This window comes from Bacillus siamensis KCTC 13613, assembly GCF_000262045.1.
GTDB lineage: Bacteria > Bacillota > Bacilli > Bacillales > Bacillaceae > Bacillus > Bacillus siamensis.
In genome coordinates, this window is sequence record NZ_AJVF01000042.1 from 56,965 (window position 1) to 75,304 (window position 18,340).

At 45.9% G+C, this 18,340-nt stretch carries 22 protein-coding genes; 1 reads left to right on the forward strand and 21 read right to left on the reverse strand.

The features are described 5' to 3' along the window. Window positions 1–122 precede the first annotated feature (122 nt). From aroH to Y79_RS0119095, 17 genes are all read right to left on the reverse strand, one after another. Window positions 123–506 carry a chorismate mutase gene (gene aroH / locus Y79_RS0119010; RefSeq protein ID WP_016939099.1) on the reverse strand — a complete coding sequence of 128 codons (384 nt, stop codon included), beginning with the start codon at window positions 504–506 and terminating at the stop codon, window positions 123–125. Then, window positions 503–1,591: a 3-dehydroquinate synthase gene (gene aroB, locus Y79_RS0119015; RefSeq protein ID WP_016939100.1), complete on the reverse strand. Its 1,089-nt coding sequence runs from the start codon at window positions 1,589–1,591 to the stop codon at window positions 503–505. Before aroB ends, aroH begins: the two co-directional genes overlap by 4 nt. Beyond that, window positions 1,591–2,763: a chorismate synthase gene (gene aroC, locus Y79_RS0119020; RefSeq protein WP_016939101.1), complete on the reverse strand. Its 1,173-nt coding sequence runs from the start codon at window positions 2,761–2,763 to the stop codon at window positions 1,591–1,593. The genes aroB and aroC overlap by 1 nt, the downstream gene beginning before the upstream one ends. Window positions 2,764–2,834: 71 nt before the next feature. Then, window positions 2,835–3,605, reverse strand: a complete 771-nt coding sequence (locus tag Y79_RS0119025; protein ID WP_016939102.1) for a CheR family methyltransferase — start codon at window positions 3,603–3,605, stop codon at window positions 2,835–2,837. Between the two features lie 189 nt (window positions 3,606–3,794). Beyond that, the gene (gene ndk, locus Y79_RS0119030; protein WP_003153455.1) at window positions 3,795–4,241 is read right to left on the reverse strand and encodes a nucleoside-diphosphate kinase; all 447 of its coding nucleotides are present in this window, start codon (window positions 4,239–4,241) and stop codon (window positions 3,795–3,797) included. A gap of 119 nt (window positions 4,242–4,360) precedes the next feature. Next, a complete protein-coding gene (gene hepT, locus Y79_RS0119035; protein WP_016939103.1) occupies window positions 4,361–5,323 on the reverse strand; it encodes a heptaprenyl diphosphate synthase component II in 963 nt (320 codons plus the stop codon). A 28-nt stretch (window positions 5,324–5,351) separates the two neighbouring features. After that, complete coding sequence (gene menG / locus Y79_RS0119040) at window positions 5,352–6,053, reverse strand: demethylmenaquinone methyltransferase (protein ID WP_016939104.1); 702 nt, start codon at window positions 6,051–6,053, stop codon at window positions 5,352–5,354. A gap of 5 nt (window positions 6,054–6,058) precedes the next feature. Continuing rightward, window positions 6,059–6,814 (reverse strand): heptaprenyl diphosphate synthase component 1, encoded by a 756-nt coding sequence (gene hepS / locus Y79_RS0119045; protein ID WP_016939105.1) that lies wholly within the window; start codon window positions 6,812–6,814, stop codon window positions 6,059–6,061. Between the two features lie 156 nt (window positions 6,815–6,970). Beyond that, window positions 6,971–7,198 (reverse strand): trp RNA-binding attenuation protein MtrB, encoded by a 228-nt coding sequence (gene mtrB / locus Y79_RS0119050; RefSeq protein ID WP_003153449.1) that lies wholly within the window; start codon window positions 7,196–7,198, stop codon window positions 6,971–6,973. A gap of 20 nt (window positions 7,199–7,218) precedes the next feature. After that, the gene (gene folE / locus Y79_RS0119055; RefSeq protein ID WP_016939106.1) at window positions 7,219–7,791 is read right to left on the reverse strand and encodes a GTP cyclohydrolase I FolE; all 573 of its coding nucleotides are present in this window, start codon (window positions 7,789–7,791) and stop codon (window positions 7,219–7,221) included. 186 nt (window positions 7,792–7,977) lie between these two features. Further along, window positions 7,978–8,256 carry a non-specific DNA-binding protein Hbs gene (gene hbs / locus Y79_RS0119060; RefSeq protein WP_003153447.1) on the reverse strand — a complete coding sequence of 93 codons (279 nt, stop codon included), beginning with the start codon at window positions 8,254–8,256 and terminating at the stop codon, window positions 7,978–7,980. Window positions 8,257–8,628: 372 nt separating this feature from the next. Further along, window positions 8,629–10,107, reverse strand: coding sequence for a stage IV sporulation protein A (gene spoIVA / locus Y79_RS0119065; protein ID WP_003153438.1), 1,479 nt, complete (start codon window positions 10,105–10,107; stop codon window positions 8,629–8,631). A gap of 185 nt (window positions 10,108–10,292) precedes the next feature. Further along, window positions 10,293–11,027, reverse strand: coding sequence for a hypothetical protein (locus tag Y79_RS0119070; RefSeq protein WP_016939107.1), 735 nt, complete (start codon window positions 11,025–11,027; stop codon window positions 10,293–10,295). A 19-nt stretch (window positions 11,028–11,046) separates the two neighbouring features. Beyond that, window positions 11,047–11,250 (reverse strand): DUF2768 domain-containing protein, encoded by a 204-nt coding sequence (locus Y79_RS0119075; RefSeq protein ID WP_003153435.1) that lies wholly within the window; start codon window positions 11,248–11,250, stop codon window positions 11,047–11,049. Between the two features lie 320 nt (window positions 11,251–11,570). Further along, window positions 11,571–12,608, reverse strand: a complete 1,038-nt coding sequence (locus Y79_RS0119080; RefSeq protein WP_016939108.1) for an NAD(P)H-dependent glycerol-3-phosphate dehydrogenase — start codon at window positions 12,606–12,608, stop codon at window positions 11,571–11,573. A gap of 17 nt (window positions 12,609–12,625) precedes the next feature. Further along, on the reverse strand, window positions 12,626–13,936 hold the full coding sequence (gene der, locus Y79_RS0119085; protein WP_016939109.1) for a ribosome biogenesis GTPase Der: 1,311 nt from the start codon (window positions 13,934–13,936) through the stop codon (window positions 12,626–12,628). A gap of 190 nt (window positions 13,937–14,126) precedes the next feature. Then, on the reverse strand, window positions 14,127–14,729 hold the full coding sequence (locus tag Y79_RS0119095; RefSeq protein ID WP_016939111.1) for a YphA family membrane protein: 603 nt from the start codon (window positions 14,727–14,729) through the stop codon (window positions 14,127–14,129). Between the two features lie 76 nt (window positions 14,730–14,805). On the opposite strand from Y79_RS0119095, the gene Y79_RS1000000121090 reads away from it, so the two are divergent. Beyond that, a complete protein-coding gene (locus Y79_RS1000000121090; protein ID WP_003153429.1) occupies window positions 14,806–14,937 on the forward strand; it encodes a YpzI family protein in 132 nt (43 codons plus the stop codon). A 31-nt stretch (window positions 14,938–14,968) separates the two neighbouring features. On the opposite strand, the gene fni is transcribed toward Y79_RS1000000121090, so the two are convergent. From fni to Y79_RS1000000121420, 4 genes are all read right to left on the reverse strand, one after another. Beyond that, entirely contained in the window at window positions 14,969–16,018 is a 1,050-nt protein-coding gene (gene fni, locus Y79_RS0119105) for a type 2 isopentenyl-diphosphate Delta-isomerase (RefSeq protein WP_016939112.1), read from the reverse strand. A 14-nt stretch (window positions 16,019–16,032) separates the two neighbouring features. Next, a complete protein-coding gene (rpsA, locus tag Y79_RS0119110; protein WP_016939113.1) occupies window positions 16,033–17,181 on the reverse strand; it encodes a 30S ribosomal protein S1 in 1,149 nt (382 codons plus the stop codon). Between the two features lie 228 nt (window positions 17,182–17,409). Then, window positions 17,410–18,084 carry a (d)CMP kinase gene (gene cmk / locus Y79_RS0119115; protein WP_016939114.1) on the reverse strand — a complete coding sequence of 225 codons (675 nt, stop codon included), beginning with the start codon at window positions 18,082–18,084 and terminating at the stop codon, window positions 17,410–17,412. A gap of 78 nt (window positions 18,085–18,162) precedes the next feature. Then, window positions 18,163–18,339, reverse strand: a complete 177-nt coding sequence (locus Y79_RS1000000121420) for a YpfB family protein (RefSeq protein ID WP_016939115.1) — start codon at window positions 18,337–18,339, stop codon at window positions 18,163–18,165. Between the last annotated feature and the right edge of the window lies 1 nt (window position 18,340).

The following is an 18,340-nucleotide window of genomic DNA, read 5'->3' on the forward strand; positions in this document are numbered from 1 at the left end:
CGTGTTTATCTCAGCTCAGCTAAACTCATTCTCTGCTACCCTATTCTAAACTCAACTGTTTCATCAACTGACTTCTAAGCTTTATACACACTCTTGTGTATTTCTAAGCTTTTTTTATCGTATTACATGTCAGTATTTTTTGTCAATGATAAATCCGGTCTTAACACAACGGCTTTTTCTAAATAGACATGCTTGATTTCATCTTGAGGCGTATCCGTCTGAACCGTCATCAGGACACGGATACACTTTTTCAAAGCGCCTGCGACATCCATTTCCTGCATGCACGTTACCGGGACGTACTGCCACCCGGAAAGGCGGCGGACCGCTTTTGCCGGAAATACGGAATGGATGTCTGGCGTGGCGGATAACAGGATCTGCACGACGTCTTGCGGCTTGCATCCATTTTGTTCAATGATTTTTTCAAGCAGCTGCTGTGTTTTTTCTAAAATTTCTTGTTCGGTGTCTTGTTCCACCGTTGTTGCTCCGCGAATGCCGCGTATCATCATGCTGTTTCCTCCATTCGCCATTTGTTCAGCAAATTTTCAAGCTCATCTTTTGAAAGCATACAGTCCTGCGCTTCGCCTAATTCCTTCAATACGATGAACTGAGTCATGCCTCCGCGCGTTTTTTTGTCATTCATCATCCGGGCGGAGAGAACCGATGTTGCAATATCTTGTCTGATGCTTCCCGGGTAGCCGAGCCCAATCAGCCATTGCGTGAGTTCTTTTCTGTTCATCTTGCATCCCGCAACTTGTTCACTCACGTAAAGGGCAAACTGCATGCCGAGGGCGACCGCATCTCCATGTGTAATCCGGCCGTAGCCGTATTCCGCCTCAACGGCGTGGCCAAGCGTATGTCCGAAATTCAGAAAAGCTCTTATCCCCTCTTCCTTTTCGTCTTCACGCACAACGGCCGATTTGATTGAGATTCCTTTATAAATCATTTCATTCAGCTCAGCGCTTGTCAGTCCGTTTAACGTATCAAGCGTGAGAAGCTTTTCTAAAAAAGCGTGATCGGCGATAAACGCATGTTTTATCACCTCAGCCATACCCGATCTCAGCTCTTGTTCCGGCAGGGTTTTCAGAAGCTCCGTATCATAAATCACCGCTTTCGGCTGATAGAACGCTCCGATTAAATTCTTTCCGAGTTTATGATTGACGGCCACCTTGCCGCCGACCGCGCTGTCATGGGCAAGCAGTGTCGTCGGCATTTGGATGAAATCAATTCCGCGCATAAAAGTCGCTGCGCAAAAGCCGGCCAAATCACCCGTCACACCGCCTCCGAAGGCGATCATACATGAAGAGCGGTCCATATGGAAAGCGATCGCTTCCGATTGAATCCGTTCATACTCTTTCAGAGACTTCGCTTCTTCTCCGCTCGGGACGATCACTTTTTTTACGGGCCATGTTTCGTTTAGAAGCCGGAACATCTCATCACCGTAAAGCCGGTCGACTTCAGCGTCGATGACGAGCAGGATTTTTGTCAGCGGCCTGTTCAGTGAAGTCAAAAGTGCAGCGGCCTGTTTCCTGATGCCTTCACCGATATACACGGGATATGCGGAGGAAGCCGTCCGAACCTCAAGCTCCTTCATTAGAATTCCCTCGATAGTTTCTTCATGTTTTCAACATTTTCTTTAATGCGGTCGATCTGGTCAAGGCCGAATTGTTCTACGACGGCATTTGCGATTTCCCAGGCCACTGCCGCTTCAGCCACGACGCTTGCCGCAGGAACCGCGCAGCTGTCTGAACGTTCAATGCTCGCTGAGAACGGCTCTTTCGTTTCAATATCAACGCTTTTCAGCGGCTTATATAAAGTCGGGATCGGTTTCATAACACCGCGGACGACAATCGGCATTCCTGTCGACATACCGCCTTCTAATCCTCCGAGCCTATTTGTGGCGCGTGTGTAGCCTTTCTCTTCATCCCACACGATTTCATCATGAACATCACTGCCGTTTTTGCCGGCCGCTTCAAAACCGATGCCGAACTCGACCCCTTTAAAAGCATTGATCGACAGAACGGCAGCGGCGAGCTTGCTGTCCAGTTTACGGTCATAATGGACATAGCTTCCGACACCGACCGGCATGCCTTCGACAATCACTTCAACGATTCCGCCGATTGAGTCGCCGTTTGCCTTCGCTTCATCAATGGCTGCCATCATTTGCCGGCCTGCTTCTTCATCGTAGCATCTGACCGGTGATTCTTCCGTTACCCGCTTGAGATCTTCAATGGATGTGTAGGCGGTCTTCTCGGCTTTTACCCCGCCGATTTGCAAAACATGTCCGGCCACTGTAATGCCAAGCTCCGCTAAAATCTTTTTAGCGACGGCTCCGGCAGCCACGCGAACCGTTGTCTCACGCGCGGAAGATCGTTCTAACACATTTCTCATATCGCGGTGATTGTACTTAATGGCGCCGTTTAAATCCGCGTGCCCCGGTCTCGGTCTTGAGATCTGGCGTTTCATTTCACTTTCTTCTTCTTCTGTAATCGGTGCGGCACCCATAATTTTTGTCCAGTGGGTCCAGTCTTTATTTTCTACAACGAGCGCAATGGGTGAACCGAGTGTCCGGGCATGCCGCACGCCGCTCGTAATCTTCGCTCTGTCCGTTTCAATCTGCATGCGCCGTCCGCGCCCGTGCCCTTTTTGGCGTCTGGCAAGCTCAAAATTAATGTCTTCCTCAGTTATATAAAGCCCCGCAGGCACACCTTCTATAATGGTCGTCAGCTGCGGACCGTGTGATTCTCCGGCTGTTAAGTATCTCATTTCGTTCTTCTCCCTTCATCACATTAACGCTTTTAAGTAAAACTATAACACAAGTTTTCATAAAATGTCTTCTATCTTTTTTGATAAAAAAATGTATCGGTGCTTTCAAGGCCGAATTTTTCCGGGCTGAAAATTTGTTCTGTGCTTCCGACAAACAGGATTCCGTTCTTTTTCAGGCTGTCCGCCATTTTCACATACAGCTCTTCTTTCGCTTTTTCAGTAAAATAAATAAAAACATTGCGGCAGACGATCAGATCAAAATCCTGTTCATAGCTGTCGGCAAGCAGGTTATGCCGCTTAAACCGGATGTTTTTCTGAATCTCTTGTTTTACTTGATAGCTGTTGTCAGCCTGCTTGGTGAAATAGCGGCTTTTTATGGAAGCCGGCACCTCTTGCAGAGACCGCTCCTGATAGATACCCCGCCTGGCTTTGCCGAGCGCCTTTTCATCAATATCTGTCGCCAATATATCATATCCGGCCAAACCCGCCTGCTGATTGAGAATCATGGCCAAGGTATAGGGTTCCTCCCCCGTTGAACAGGCCGCACTCCATATTTTTAACGGTTTGTTATGCTTTATTAACGGAAGAATTGAGGTTTCAAGAACTTCCCATCGTTTATAATTTCGGTAAAATTCAGAAACATTGATTGTCATCCTGTCCAATGTTTCATTTAATAAAAGCTTGTCTTTCTCCAAAGCGGCGGCAAATTCCTGAAAATCTTTGAATCCCTTTTTTTCATAAAGGGACGTCAGCCGCCTTTTCATTTGTGCTTCTTTGTATAAAGATAAATCAACACCGGTTATTTTCTTCCACTTGGTGATAAAAATGTCGTAAGACTCCATCGCTTCTCTCCCAATCTCGCTGTCTTTTGTCCTAGTATAGCCTGTTTTCTTTCTAATTTGTATGATTTCAATAAAAAAATCAGCCCGCAGGCTGATTTGTGAGAAATGAAAAGACAGGGCAGCGAAACCTCTGTCTTTCTTAAAATATGTAAACCTTTTCATAACAAGAGAAAAAGAAAGGCTGACGGCTTAGTACACCCAGTCGGCCATTAATTTTTGATACGGTACAAGCTCTTCCTGTTTAAAGAAAATGTCAATTTCCCGTTCAGCGCTTTCTAAGGAGTCTGAACCGTGAATGATATTTTTGCCGACAAACATGCCGTAGTCACCGCGAATCGTGCCTGGCAGTGCGTCTTTCGGGTTTGTTTTTCCGATCAGCTGTCTTGTGATCTCTACTACATTTTCCCCTTCCCATACCATTGCAAATACGGGTCCTGATGTAATAAATTCCACAAGCTCACCGAAAAACGGTTTCCCTTTATGTTCAGCATAATGGTTTTCAGCCATCTGTTCTGAAACTTGCATCAGCTTGGCTCCTGCCAATTGTAAGCCCTTACGCTCAAATCTCGATAAAATCTCTCCGATCAGCTGGCGCTGTACGCCGTCCGGTTTTACCATGATAAAAGTTTTTTCCATAAGATTCTCCACCCCATCATTATGTATAGGCTTTCAAGTTGCACACCGAAATCGTAACATCTTTCTGACAATTAATCAATCCAGGGCAGAGAATGTTCACATCTTGTTCGTAAAAGGATTTAAAATTTCCGTTTGCCGATATATTTGGCAATGGCGGCCAATGATGAACGCGCACGTCCCCTCGGCAGCGTATTCAGCTTTTCAAACGCTTTTTTTAAGTATCTGTCACTGACGGCCATTGATTTTTCAATCGCATCTGTGCGTTTAATATTTTCAATAATGGGGGCGAGCTGCTCCTGTGTTGTTTCGCTGTTAATTAATTTCAGCTGATTTTTCAATTCAGGCTGACGCAGCGCGTACAAAACGGGCAGAGTGACGTTTCCTTGCAGCAGATCTCCTCCGACCGGTTTTCCCAGCTCCTCTTCCGTTGAAGTGAAATCAAGGATATCATCAATAATCTGGTAGGACATGCCCACGTAATAGCCGAACCAATATAATGCTTTATGAATCTTTTCATCAGCTCCCGAAGCGATGGCGCCGAGCTGGCAGCTGACGGCGATAAGAAGCGCCGTTTTCCGTTTGATGCGGCGTAAATAGGTTCTGAGGTTTTGTTCCATATTATATTTATCTTTGATCTGTTCAATTTCTCCGAGGCATACTTCTACGATGGTTTTGGACAGGATCCGGTGGGCTTTCGGCTCATCCAGTCTCGTCATCATCTCAAGCGAGCCCGCAAGCATATAATCACCGGTATACATGGCAATGCGGTTGTCCCATTTGGCTTTAATGGTCGGCTTTCCTCTCCGCAGCTCGGCGTCATCAATGACGTCGTCATGGACGAGGGAAGCCATATGAATCATCTCCAGCGTCACCGCAACATATTTTATTTTATTAATGTCATAGTCGCCGAACATGCCGGAAAGCAATACGAAAACAGGACGGATCCGCTTGCCTCCTGCCTGAAGCAGATGGAGCCCGGCTTCACTCAGCAAGGGATAGTCAGACCGTACCGTCTGCTCAAGCTCCCTTTCGATCACATCAATATCATCATTTAAAAAAGAATAGGCCATTTTAAATTTCATATCATTCACCCAAACATCTGTATATTCATCATTTCCAGCCGATATGCGTAGCGGCCACTCCGCCGGTAAACGAATGGTATTTGACATTCGTCAGGCCCGCTTCTTCAAACAGACGCGCAAGCTCTTTCATACCGGGAAATTCTCTTGCTGATTCTTGAAGCCAAGAATATTCTTTATAGCTCTTCGCAAACATTTTTCCGAAGAAAGGCATGATGTATTTAAAATAAAGAAAATATGCCTGTCTGAAACCGATCATTTCCGGCTGGGATGTTTCCAGGCATACGACCTGTCCGCCCGGTTTGACGACGCGCCGCATTTCTTTCAGCACGGTCAGATAGTCGGGAACGTTCCTGAGTCCGAAGCCGATGGTGACAAAATCAAAAGAATCATCAGCGAAAGGAAGCTCCATCGCGTTTCCGTGCAAAAGCTCAATTTGGCTGTAACCGCCCTCTTTTAGTTTTTTCTCGCCGATGCTCAGCATATTTTTGCTGAAATCCAGCCCTTTGATTTCGCCGCTTTTTCCGGCAGCTTCTGCGAGGGCAATCGTCCAGTCAGCCGTCCCGCAGCAGACGTCAAGCGCTTTTGCGCCTTCTTGCACATTCATGATCTGCATCGTTTTGTCGCGCCATTTTTTATGCTGCTGAAAACTGATGACAGAGTTCATTTGGTCATAATTTTTATAGATTTTTTCAAACACGCCGTGTACGCGCTGTTCTTTTGACTCCTGCATGTTGATTACCCTTCTTCCACTTTCTGATGATATGTTTTGTCTTGGCTGATCGCTTTAAGCCGGTTCAGCATTAGATTTTGGATTGGTGAGTTGAGCGGCAGCAGCGTTTCAATGCTTTGCTTCGCCTTTCGGAAGCTTTCTTCCAGTATTTCAGCCTTTGATTTCCCTGACTTTACAATATTGCCGATGACATCGAGAAATATAGCATTGCCGTTCATCAGCCGCTTATACACAAAAAAATCACTCGCCAGCTCTTTCCAGCGCGGAAGATTAAAGTGGTCTGACACTCTGTGAAACAGGGCCGCTTCCACAATCGCCATGCTTTCGATCAATTGGTTCAAGTCATTGACAGACCGATCGTACAGACGGATTTTATGCTCATTGATTTCTTTAATTGCCGTAGCGAGCGTCCGGATCATATAGATATCCTTCATTTCAGATAAAAGCGAATAATACAATCCGCTGAAATAGTCGCCGGCAAGTACGGTAAGCTGCCGGTTTTTATTTTCGTCTCGCTTTAACGCTCTGGCTGTTGTCACTTCATCGTGGGTATCAAGGGCGCTTTGGACAAGCATCGCAGTTACTATGTAATTTTCTCTGTCGTTGTTCTTAATGTCCGCCTCTTCAAACAAAGCGTGAAAAAGAAGAAGCTTATCCTCATCGATTTTCGGCGCAGAAATATGTTTCGCTAAATAAGGATGAGACAGCTTTTGTTTTAATTTCGTATTTAAATTCGCTAAAGTTCCGTAGATGTCTTGCAAAAATATCACCCTTGTCCCCAAATTCACATTTATTCTAATATGTATGAGATTTACTCGTCATTATTATACGCAGGTATCATTATAGCATAAAAAAAAGAAATTGGCTGTATTCTCCCGCCGTTTGCGGGCATTTGGCAAAAGCGGGAAACAGCCGGCTTATTTTTTTTCGCTGTTCATTTCTCCGTAAGCGGTCTGGATGAGGGCATTGCCCCTCACTTTGATGGCTGAAGTATGCTCTGTAAACTGAGCGATAATCACTTCACCTTTGTCCAGCTTTTCAGAATGGTGGAATTTCGTATCCGTTCCTCTCGTTAAACCGATGACGTTCACACCGTCCTCGACCGCTTTAATGACGACAAAATCACTTGAATGCTTTGAATTCATATCTGCACCCTCTATCATAATTAATCCGCACGTTTAATATGTTCTAACACTTCGGAACGCGCCGCAGCGTCATCTTTAAAAATACCTCTTACGGCGGAAGTTACCGTTTTTGCCCCCGGCTTTCTTACGCCTCTCATCGTCATGCACATATGCTCAGCTTCAACGACAACCATGACGCCGTGGGGATCTAAGGTGTCTACGATGCTTTCTGCAATCGTTGAAGTAATGCGCTCCTGCAGCTGCGGGCGTTTTGAAACGGCTTCCACTGCACGCGCCAATTTACTCAGGCCTGTCACTTTACCGCCGCGCGGAATGTAGGCAATATGCGCTTTTCCGTAAAAAGGAACAAGATGATGTTCACACATAGAATGAAACGCGATATCTTTTACAAGAACAAGCTCCTCGTGGTCCTCGCCGAAAACGGTTTTGAAATGCTCTTTCGGGTCTTCATTTAACCCCGAGAATACTTCCGCATACATTTTCGCCACGCGTTTCGGTGTATCTAAAAGACCTTCCCGGTCCGGGTCTTCTCCAATCGCCTCTAAAATCTGGCGAACTGCCTGTTCAATCTGTTCTTTATTAACTTCTTTCATTGTCTGTGTCCTCCACCATTGAATACATTTAATTTCGATTCTAGCACATTTGACGCGCCAAAAGCAAAACGAAAGTCCTGCCCGGAGACCGAGGCAGCTTAAATATGAAAAGCCCCTTTATCAAGGGGCTTTTCTGTGAAGAAACAAAGTGTATGTATCAGATGCATACACGATCTATATTCACAATTATTTTCCTGCAACAGCGTCTTTAAGAGCTTTACCTGGTTTGAAAGCAGGTACCTTGCTTGCAGGGATTTCGATTTCTTCACCTGTTTGCGGGTTACGTCCTTTACGTGCAGAACGCTCGCGCACCTCAAAGTTACCGAAACCGATCAGTTGGATTTTATCACCATTTTTAAGTGCATCTAAAATCGTATCAAAAACAGAATCAACTGCTTTTGTAGCGTCTTTTTTAGACAATTCGCTTGCTTCTGCAACCGCATTGATTAGTTCTGTCTTGTTCATGCCTTTCACCTCCTCCCAAAAGGGTATCAATTCAGCAGTTTATTATCATTTCTTCACAGTTCAGCCTGATTCTAAACCTGTCTTATAAAAAATCAAAGCAGGGAAGAACAGACAAGTAAACGGCTTTTCAAAAGAAAACAGACACTTTGAGGAATGTTTGTCCAACAAAGTGAAGATTTTCTGTAAGTAGAGTAACACATATAAAAAGCCATATCAAGCATTTTAAAGCCCCAATCCCTTGCTCGTCAAGGTTTTCGCGTGTTTTACCGAACAAATATTCCTTTTTTTGCTTTTTTCCTCCTAATCCTTGATTGATTTCCAGTATCTAAAAGACAAAAAAAGACCCCCCGTTTCAGGAAGAGGTCCTTCAGCTTACAAAATAATGGCGATCAGGCCGCCTGAGCCTTCGTTTATAATTCTCTCAAGCGTTTCTTTCAGTTTATATCTCGCATTTTCCGGCATAAGCGACAGTTTCGCCGAGATTCCTTCTCTTACGATCGAGCTCAATGATCTTCCGAAAATATCGGAGTTCCAGATCGAAAGCGGATCATCCTCAAAGTCCTGCATTAAGTAGCGGACAAGCTCTTCGCTTTGCTTTTCCGTCCCGATGATCGGCGCGAATTCACTTTCCACATCCACTTTGATCATATGAATGGACGGGGCGACCGCTTTCAGCCTTACTCCGAATCTTGATCCCTGTCTGATGATTTCCGGTTCATCAAGGCTCATATCCGTTAAGGCCGGGGCTGCAATGCCGTAGCCGGTCTGTTTCACCATTTTCAGCGCGTCTGAAACCTGATCATATTCCTTTTTCGCGTGGGCGAAGTCCTGCATTAATTCAAGCAGGTGGTCTTTCCCGCGGATTTCGACGCCCACTACTTCTTTTAAAATCTGGTCGTATAAATGATCCGGCGCGTATAAATCAATTTCTGCGACACCCTGGCCGAGTTCAATTCCGGCCAATCCGGCGCTTTCGATAAACTCAAATTCACTGAAGTGGCCGACAACCCGGTCGACGTCGCGCAGTCGTTTGATATCTTTTACGGTTTCTTTCACTGACTCCTGGTAACTTTCTCTGAGCCAGTGATTTTCTTTCAGCACCATGACCCAGCTCGGAAGGTTGACATTCACTTCCAGCACAGGGAACTCGTAAAGCGCTTCTCTGAGAACGCTTAACACATCTGTTTCCCTCATGCTTTCAACACTCATGGCGAGAACGGGGATATCATATTTCGCGCTTAATTCAGCTCTGAGCGCTTCTGTTTCCGGGTGGTACGGCTTCACCGAGTTGATGACCATAATAAACGGTTTGCCGACTTCCTTCAGCTCGTCAATGACTCTTTCTTCCGCTTCTACGTAATCGCCCCGCGCAATATCACCGATTGAGCCATCCGTCGTAATGACGACCCCGATTGTGGAATGTTCCTGGATGACTTTTCTCGTACCGATCTCCGCCGCTTCATGAAAGGGAATCGGTTCTTCGTACCATGGTGTATTAATCATTCTCGGGCCGTTTTCATCTTCATACCCCTTCGCACCGGGAACCGTGTATCCCACACAATCCACAAGACGGATATTGACGTCAAGCCCTTCCGCCACATGTACGGACATGGCTTGATTCGGAACAAATTTTGGTTCTGTGGTCATTATCGTTTTTCCTGCTGCGCTTTGCGGAAGCTCATCCTGCGCCCGCGCTCGGTCGGCTTCATTGCTGATATTCGGGAGCACCACAAGCTCCATAAATTTTTTAATAAATGTAGATTTCCCTGTACGGACAGCGCCGACGACTCCTAAGTATATATCGCCTCCTGTTCGTTCAGCGATATCCTTGAAAATATCGACCTTTTCCAAGTGATCCCCTCCCGGACTTCCTATCCTTATCATTTTTCATTCACCATTCTTCAATCAAATACAGGACACTATATGTGTATGACGTTGTCCTATTTCAATATGACATCTTTAGAAAATTTTCAGGCAATCTTTTCTATCGGAATCAAAAAAACCTTTCTCCCTATTTGTATGCGCGGGAGAAAGGTTCATTCCTGTTTCGTTTTACTTTCTAAAAAAACGGGTTCCTGTTTTTCATTTACGGTGTATGTGACTGAAAAGGCCGGGACGAAAGGCGTCTCTTTCCATAAAATATCCTGAATTTCCGCGCCCGGTCTGATTTTCTTTTTGTTTTCTTTCAGGCAGCGGGCGAGATCGACGCGATAGTCGGCATAGATTTCTCCGTCAGCGCCGATTAAAAGCGGCAGAGACGTGCCTGAAACCGGACTTTTGACTGAAGGAGTGTCTTTCATGCCGAGCTTCTTTTTATTTAAAGTGAACAGCCCTTTTGAAACGGCATCCTCATAGGGCGGATATGTATGTTTTTCCTGATACATTTTAACACGCAGCTTCATATCGCGGATTGCCTCCGCCATTTGGAGATCGATCAGCTTCACGGTCGGCTTATTTTCCACATCGACAAGCACGTATTGGTACATTCCTCCGCTTTCAAAAGCTGATGCCGGCGGCTCCTCTATATATCTGGGCGCGAGCCGCTTAAAATCTATCGGATATTTTTGATAGATCGGTGTTTTCATATCTTTGGTCTGAATCGGCAGAAGTCCGCCGTTCGCTTTTTTAAACTCATCCACTGCCGCTTGAACCTGCTGAAGCTGATGCTTGTAAGATACTTTATTTTCAGTTTTTTCCGCTTCAGGATACAGACAGCCGGACAGCAGAAGCACCGCAAATGCCGTTATGACGGCCATTTTCATCTTATGCATTCCGCGCCCCCTTTTTTGCTTATTCATTGACAGGCCCGCTGAAAACGACCATTAACACGATCAATCCCGAGATGACCATACAGGCATAAGCGAGCGAAGAAACTGCTGCTTTGATCAGCTTGTTTTTCACTTTGTACCTGCTGACATAAATAGAGGCCACCGCAACAAACATTAATCCCATAGCACCAAGCGCAAACCACATTTTCATCAATGCCACACTCACGTCCGTGCCCCCCGTCCCATCATTGTAAGCGTTATATTTCATTTTAATATACAAATGTTGAAAAGATCAACAGGTTTTCCATCTATTGAAAAAACAAAAAAAAACTGAAGCAAAGAGGGGGACTTTGCTTCAGTCAAGTTGACTATATTCACCTATACGTCTGAGATACACTCTCTTGGACTTCGATGCTATAGTATGCGTAGATGCGTACGTCTGCATCCTCTTCTGCCTAAATCAGCAAATGTTTTAAGCGATTTCAGCCGGAGAGTTCCGCGTTTTGGACTTTCGTCATTTCAGAATATGCAGACGGCATGTTATTGTCACTTCACCCGGTTTTCGAATGTGTTGACCAAGTCTTCCATCTCATGGGTTTTCACTCTGGCCATTAAAGATTCTACGGCCGTTTCTACCTTCTGCCCGTTAAATAACACTTGGTGAAGCGCCTCTGTAATCGGCATTTTCACTTGGTATTTTTGAGAAAGCTGATACGCCGCTTTCGTCGTCCGCACGCCTTCAACAACCATTCCCATCTTGTCAAGGACAGCCTCAAGCTTGTACCCTTTGCCGAGCAGGTTGCCGGCGCGCCAATTGCGGGAATGGACGCTCGTACACGTCACGATTAAGTCGCCTACGCCGGTCAGGCCGGAAAAGGTGAGAGGGTTTCCGCCCATCTTTGTGCCGAGCCTGGCGATTTCAGCAAGACCGCGGGTGATCAGGGCCGCTTTTGCGTTATCTCCGTATCCCAATCCGTCTGTAATTCCCGCTGCCAGAGCGATGATGTTCTTTAACGCTCCCCCTATTTCAACACCGATCATATCCGGATTGGTATAGACACGGAAATGCTGGTTCATAAATAGATCCTGAACCGCTTCTGCAGCCTCGATATTTTTTGAAGATGATGTAACAGTCGTCGGGTGTCTCAATCCGACTTCCTCAGCGTGGCTCGGCCCTGAAAGCACAACGATGTCTTTTCTGTACTCCTCAGGCAGCTCCTCTTCCATTAATTCTGAAATGCGGAGAAGCGAATCCGGCTCAATTCCTTTGCTGACATGAACAAAGATCGACTGTTTCGGGATGTAAGGCAGAGCCTTTTTCAGCACTTCCCGAATGGCTTTTGTCGGAACCGCCACAATGATGAAGTCAGCTCCTGTTAAAGCCTCGCTTAAATCAGCTGTGCCGATGATAGAGCTTGACAGCTCCACCCCCGGCAGATAATCTTTGTTTTCATGCAGCCCGTTGATTTGATCGATCAATTCGGCACGGTGCCCCCACATCATGACCTGATGTCCGTTATCAGCCAGCACTAAAGAAAGTGCAGTGCCCCAGCTTCCCGCTCCAAGCATTGCCACTTTTTTCATCTCTGTATCACACCTTTTTATTTTCTTGCTCTTGCAAATATTTTAATTGGCGTACCTTCAAATCCGAAAGCATCACGGATTCGGTTTTCTAAAAAGCGTTCATAAGAAAAATGCATCAGTTCCGGATCGTTGACAAAAACAACGAAGCTCGGCGGTTTAACAGCGACTTGAGTCGCATAATAAATTTTCAGACGGGAGCCATTGTGCGTCGGAGTCGGATTCATGGCGACCGCATCCATGATGACATCATTTAAGACATTTGTCTGCACGCGGAGAGAGTGGTTTTCACTCGCTTTAATAATCGCAGGCATGAGAGTATGAATCCGCTTTGTCGTCAGTGCCGACATGAACAGTACCGGCGCATAATCGAGAAATTGGAAATGCTCCCGTATATTCTGTTCAAATTCTTTCATCGTGCGTTCGTCTTTATCAACGGCATCCCATTTGTTTACGACGATGACGACTGCTTTTCCTGCTTCATGGGCATATCCGGCGATCCGCTTGTCCTGCTCAAGGATGCCTTCTTCAGCGTTCAGTACCACGCCGACGACGTCTGAGCGGTCAATGGCTTTTAATGCCCGAAGTACGCTGTATTTTTCTGTTGTTTCATATACTTTTCCCTTTTTTCTCATGCCCGCCGTGTCAACAATCACAAATTCCTGCTGGTTATAAGTGAATGCCGTATCTACAGCGTCTCTCGTCGTTCCCGCCACGTTGCTCACGATAACCCGCTCTTCGCCGAGCATCGCATTGACCAGAGAGGATTTTCCGACATTCGGACGGCCGATCAGACAGAATTGAACGACATCATCATTATACTTCGTTTCGGGAATGTTTTTAAAATGCTCGGCACAAGCATCGAGCAAATCTCCCAATCCCAAACCGTGAGTACCGGAAATCGGATAAGGCTCTCCAAAACCGAGCGCGTAAAAGTCATAGATGTTCGCTCTCATTTCGGTATTATCTAATTTATTAACGGCTAATACGACCGGTTTTTTCGTCCGGTACAATATTTTTGCCACTTCTTCATCCGCAGACGTTACACCTTCGCGGCCGTTCACCATAAAGATGATCACATCAGCCTCGTCCATGGCGATTTCGGCCTGCTGGCGGATCTGTGTCAGAAACGGTTCGTCTCCGATGTCAATTCCGCCCGTGTCAATCAGGTTAAAATCATAATTCAGCCATTCCGCCGAACTGTATATCCGGTCCCGCGTCACTCCGGGGGTATCTTCTACTATTGAAATTCTTTCACCCGCAATCCGGTTAAAGATTGTGGATTTTCCCACATTCGGTCTTCCGACAATGGCTACGACAGGTTTACCCATAGTACCCTTCCTTTCAATCCAGCCGCTTACATTTTCACAAAAATTGTTCAACCGGTTATTAAAAATCATCTTCGCTATGAAAAGAACCCTTCAACAGAAGGGCTTAACTCATTTATTATATCAGTTTTCACCGAGATCACAATGTATTCTTCGAAATGTTTCGCATTCATGCAACAGTCTCCGTCCGTTTTCAAGACATTTTGGTGGCCCCTTTGCCCTGCTTTTTGCTTTTTTGGCTGATGCGCGCTGCAAGCTGTTCATAGGTAGTCAGCCCGATAAGCAGAATCACTCCCGCCGAGCAGCCTGAAAGCCATTGATAGCCGCCGACGGCTGCCGCGCCTGCAATTTTGTGAATGACCGCCGAATACAATAACTCTCCCTGGCACATGCCGAGAACAAAAAGACAAAGCCTCTCAGAAAATCGCCCCTCAACAGAAACCGTAATAACGGTAAGCAGTATGACAGCCGCCCACTCAGGTTTTATGATAAACCAAACGGGATCATATAATGCAAAAAGAAAGATAAAGCTGTACGCTGCAGCAGCCGTCAAATGAATCAGGACATTACGGAGCCGCTTATGCATGCCGAGACTCCCCGCGTAAACAAATGCGGCAGCAAAAAACATGACATATGCCGCGTTCAGTGTAAAATAAGCGGTCATCTGATGTATGCTTGCCATCATATTAGTCAAAATAAAGACTGATACGTAAAAACGGCTTTTCGTTTTGGCAAAAATAAAAGTCGCAAGTATCCATAAAAACCACATCGACCAGTAATAATAAAACGGTTCCATAAATCGCTCCTCCTTTGATCAGTATGGAGCGGGAACGCATTTTTTAAACCAATTATCCTGAAAGGAGCGGATGATGATGGGAAAAGACAGACAGGAGAAAAAACTGAAAGCCTCCCGCCGAGTGGAATCGGACCGCGACGATTCGATTCACCATAAAGGAGCGACAAGCCTCGAGCAAAACGGGGAATTCCGAAAAAGAAAATCGTAAAGCAAAAAAGGCATGCGGGTCCGCATGCCTTTTAACGTCTGCTGAAACGGGATGTGTCAATTCCCCGTTCAGAAAGCCAGTGATGTGTGTCACCTTTTATAACCAAAGGCGCCTTTTGCAATTGGGCGACCGTTTGACACCCAAGGACGGTCATAATTATTTTGAGCTCTTGTAAAAGCGCCGTCATCTCGTCAAAAAGACCCTCTTCTCCTTTTGAGGTGAGAGCTTTCAGGAATGTGCCCGCCATTCCCGCGCAGCATGCGCCGAGAGCAATCGATTTGGCGACATCCAGCGCACTTTGCAGCCCTCCAGATGCGATAACGGATTGATCAGCGGAAAGCGAACGGATTTCCGCTAAACTTGCGGCTGTAGAAATTCCCCACGTGTTAAAAAATTGAAGCGCCTTCTCTCTGCGCAGATTTTCAATTTTAGAGAAATTTGTCCCGCCGTATCCGCCGGCATCAACGGCTGCCGCCCCGGCATCAAATAACCGCCGTGCGGATTCCCTGCTCATGCCGAAGCCGACTTCTTTGACAAAAACGGGCACTCCCGCTCCATCAGCAATCCGCTCAATGCGGCTGAGGGCGCCCGTAAAGCTTCTGTCTCCCTCAGGCATGACGATCTCCTGAATCACATTCAAATGAATCTGGAGGGCGTCTGCTTCAATCATATCAACTGCCCTTTTCGCCTGCTCGGCGTCCGCCTCGCTGCCTAAATTCGCAAATATTAAACCGTCCGGATTCTCTTTTCTGACGATTTCGTAGGAATACCGTTCAGCGGGATCTTTCAGTGCCGACATCTGCGAACCGACAGCCAGCGGCATGCCGGCTTTGCGCGCGGCTCTTGCCAGTGATCTGTTAATTTCGTATGTAAGCTGTCCGCCGCCTCCTGTCATCGCATTGATAAAAATCGGCGAACTGCTTGTGAGTCCGCCGATTTTCGTTGAGATATCCACTTTTTCCAATGCAAGGTCTGGCAGGCTGACATGAACAAACGTAATATCATCAAACCCCGTTTCCCGGCTTTGACCGGTAGACAGCGCATGATTTATATGTTCTCTTTTGCGTTCTGCTCGTGTCACGTTTTATCACCAATTTATTTTAATTTATTAAGCTTGTCTCCGATTAAATCGCCAAGCTGGAAGCCGGTGCTCGGCTCTTCTTTCGCCTGGTATTGGCGGAAGTCCTCCTGATCGGCTTTCGGCGCTTCTTCAAGCTCACGCATGCTTAAGGAAATGCGCTCTTCGCTTTCGTTAACGTCCAGGACTTTCACTTTAACAGTCTGTCCTTCTTCAAGCACTTCATGCGGCGTTCCGATATGTTTATTGGAAATTTGCGAAATGTGCACAAGTCCTTCCACGCCGGGAAGAATTTCCACAAAGGCGCCGAAGCTTACGAGGCGCTGCACTTTTCCTTCAAGCACATCTCCCTGCTTCACCTTTTCGCCGATCCGGCTCCAAGGTCCCGGCAGCGTTTCTTTAATAGATAAAGAAATGCGCTCGTTATCGCGGTCTACGGACAATACTTTCACTTTTACGTCCTGTCCTTCTTCCACGACGTCAGACGGTTTTTCGACGTGTGAATGAGACAGCTGCGAAATATGAACAAGTCCGTCGATTCCGCCGATGTCGACAAACGCGCCGAAATCAGTCAGGCGCTGCACTTTTCCTTCAAGCACGCTTCCAACTTCAAGCGTTTGGAGAAAATCATGCTTTTTGGCTGTCTGTTCTTTTTCCACTACAGCCCGGTGTGAAAGAATCACACGGTTTTTATCACGGTCAAGTTCAACGACGATAAGAGAGAGAGTTTTCCCTTTATAGTCAGTGAAATCCTCGACGAAATGAGCTTCGACAAGTGATGCGGGAATGAAGCCGCGAACGCCGATATCAACGACGAGACCGCCTTTCACCACATCTTTCACTTCAGCTTCAAACACTTCTTTTGTTTCGAATTTTTTTTCAAGGTCTTCCCAAGCGCGGTCAGCATCAACGGCACGTTTAGATAAAATCAAAGCATCGTCTTCCACTTTTGTTACTTTCAGGTCAAGCTCGTCGTCAACTTTTACGACATCCGATGCTTTCTCTACATGAAGACTTGATAATTCACTGATTGGAATGATCCCGGATTGTTTGACATTGATAATTTCGACATCTACATGCTTGTCCTCTACCTTTGTCACAATCCCTTTTACTACATCTCCAACCTCTGGCACTTGAACATCAATTTGATTCATTTCCTCTGTCATTTGAATAACCTCCTTGGTCCAAACCTACACAGCTTAATTAAAACGGTTTGAAAGCTGAACATGTGAATGTCCGCTTTCCAGCCGAATATGTATTAAAGAATCATCCAAAAAAAGATTTTGAATGATCAATAAAAAGTTTTATTAGTATTAACTTCTAATAAAAGGACTGGTTTGTCAAGCAATAACATCTTGTCTTTTGAAAAAAATTAAAATGAGCTCCGCCCGATGTTAACGTGATTTCTGTTCAACGATCTCCAGAATTTTTCCTGCGACCTCAGGGATGCTCAGTGACGTCGTATCGATTTCAACCGCGTCATCCGCTTTGCGCAGCGGGGAAACTTCCCTCTCTGAATCGAGTTTATCGCGTCTTGCAATTTCTTCAATGAGCGTCTCGTAATTCACGTCATAGCCCTTTTTCTTATTCTCTTCATATCGGCGCTTCGCTCTTTCTTCTACGGACGCCAAAAGGAAAATTTTCACTTCCGCATCAGGCAGCACGTGAGTTCCGATATCACGGCCGTCCATGACGACGCCGCCTTTTTCTCCGAGCTGCTGCTGTCTTTTCACCATTTCTTCTCTGACGCCTTTATGCTTGGCAGCGATAGATACTTGGTTGCTGACTTCGTCTTTTCGGATTTCTTCTGTTACATCTTCACCGTTTACCAGAACGATTTGTCCTTCCGGAGCGGATACAAGCTCAATTTCCGTACGCTTCAAAAGCTCTGTGAGCGCGGCTTCATCCGTTAAATCGGCATTTTGCTTGAGCGCTGTATATGTAATGGCACGATACATCGCTCCCGTGTCAATGTACACATATGATTTTTTCTCAGCCACTATTTTAGCAACGGTGCTTTTTCCGGCAGCCGCCGGACCGTCGATTGCAATTGATAATTTCTTGTCCATAATCTCTCTCCTTGCTCTTTACTCCTCTATGGATTGTATCATGAACTGTCCGAAAAGGGGCGAAAAAATTGAGACGATTTACCGCTTTACCGTTTCAATCCATTCTTTTTTCTCCATTTTATCCACTCCTTCATATTTCACAGCTTTCGAAATATAAGGTTCAATAGGCTGATAATGAAGCAAAAACTGTACCGCGCCCAAAATAACGAGCTGAATGCAGACCAATTTGACCAGCAGACGTTCAAATGTTTTCATA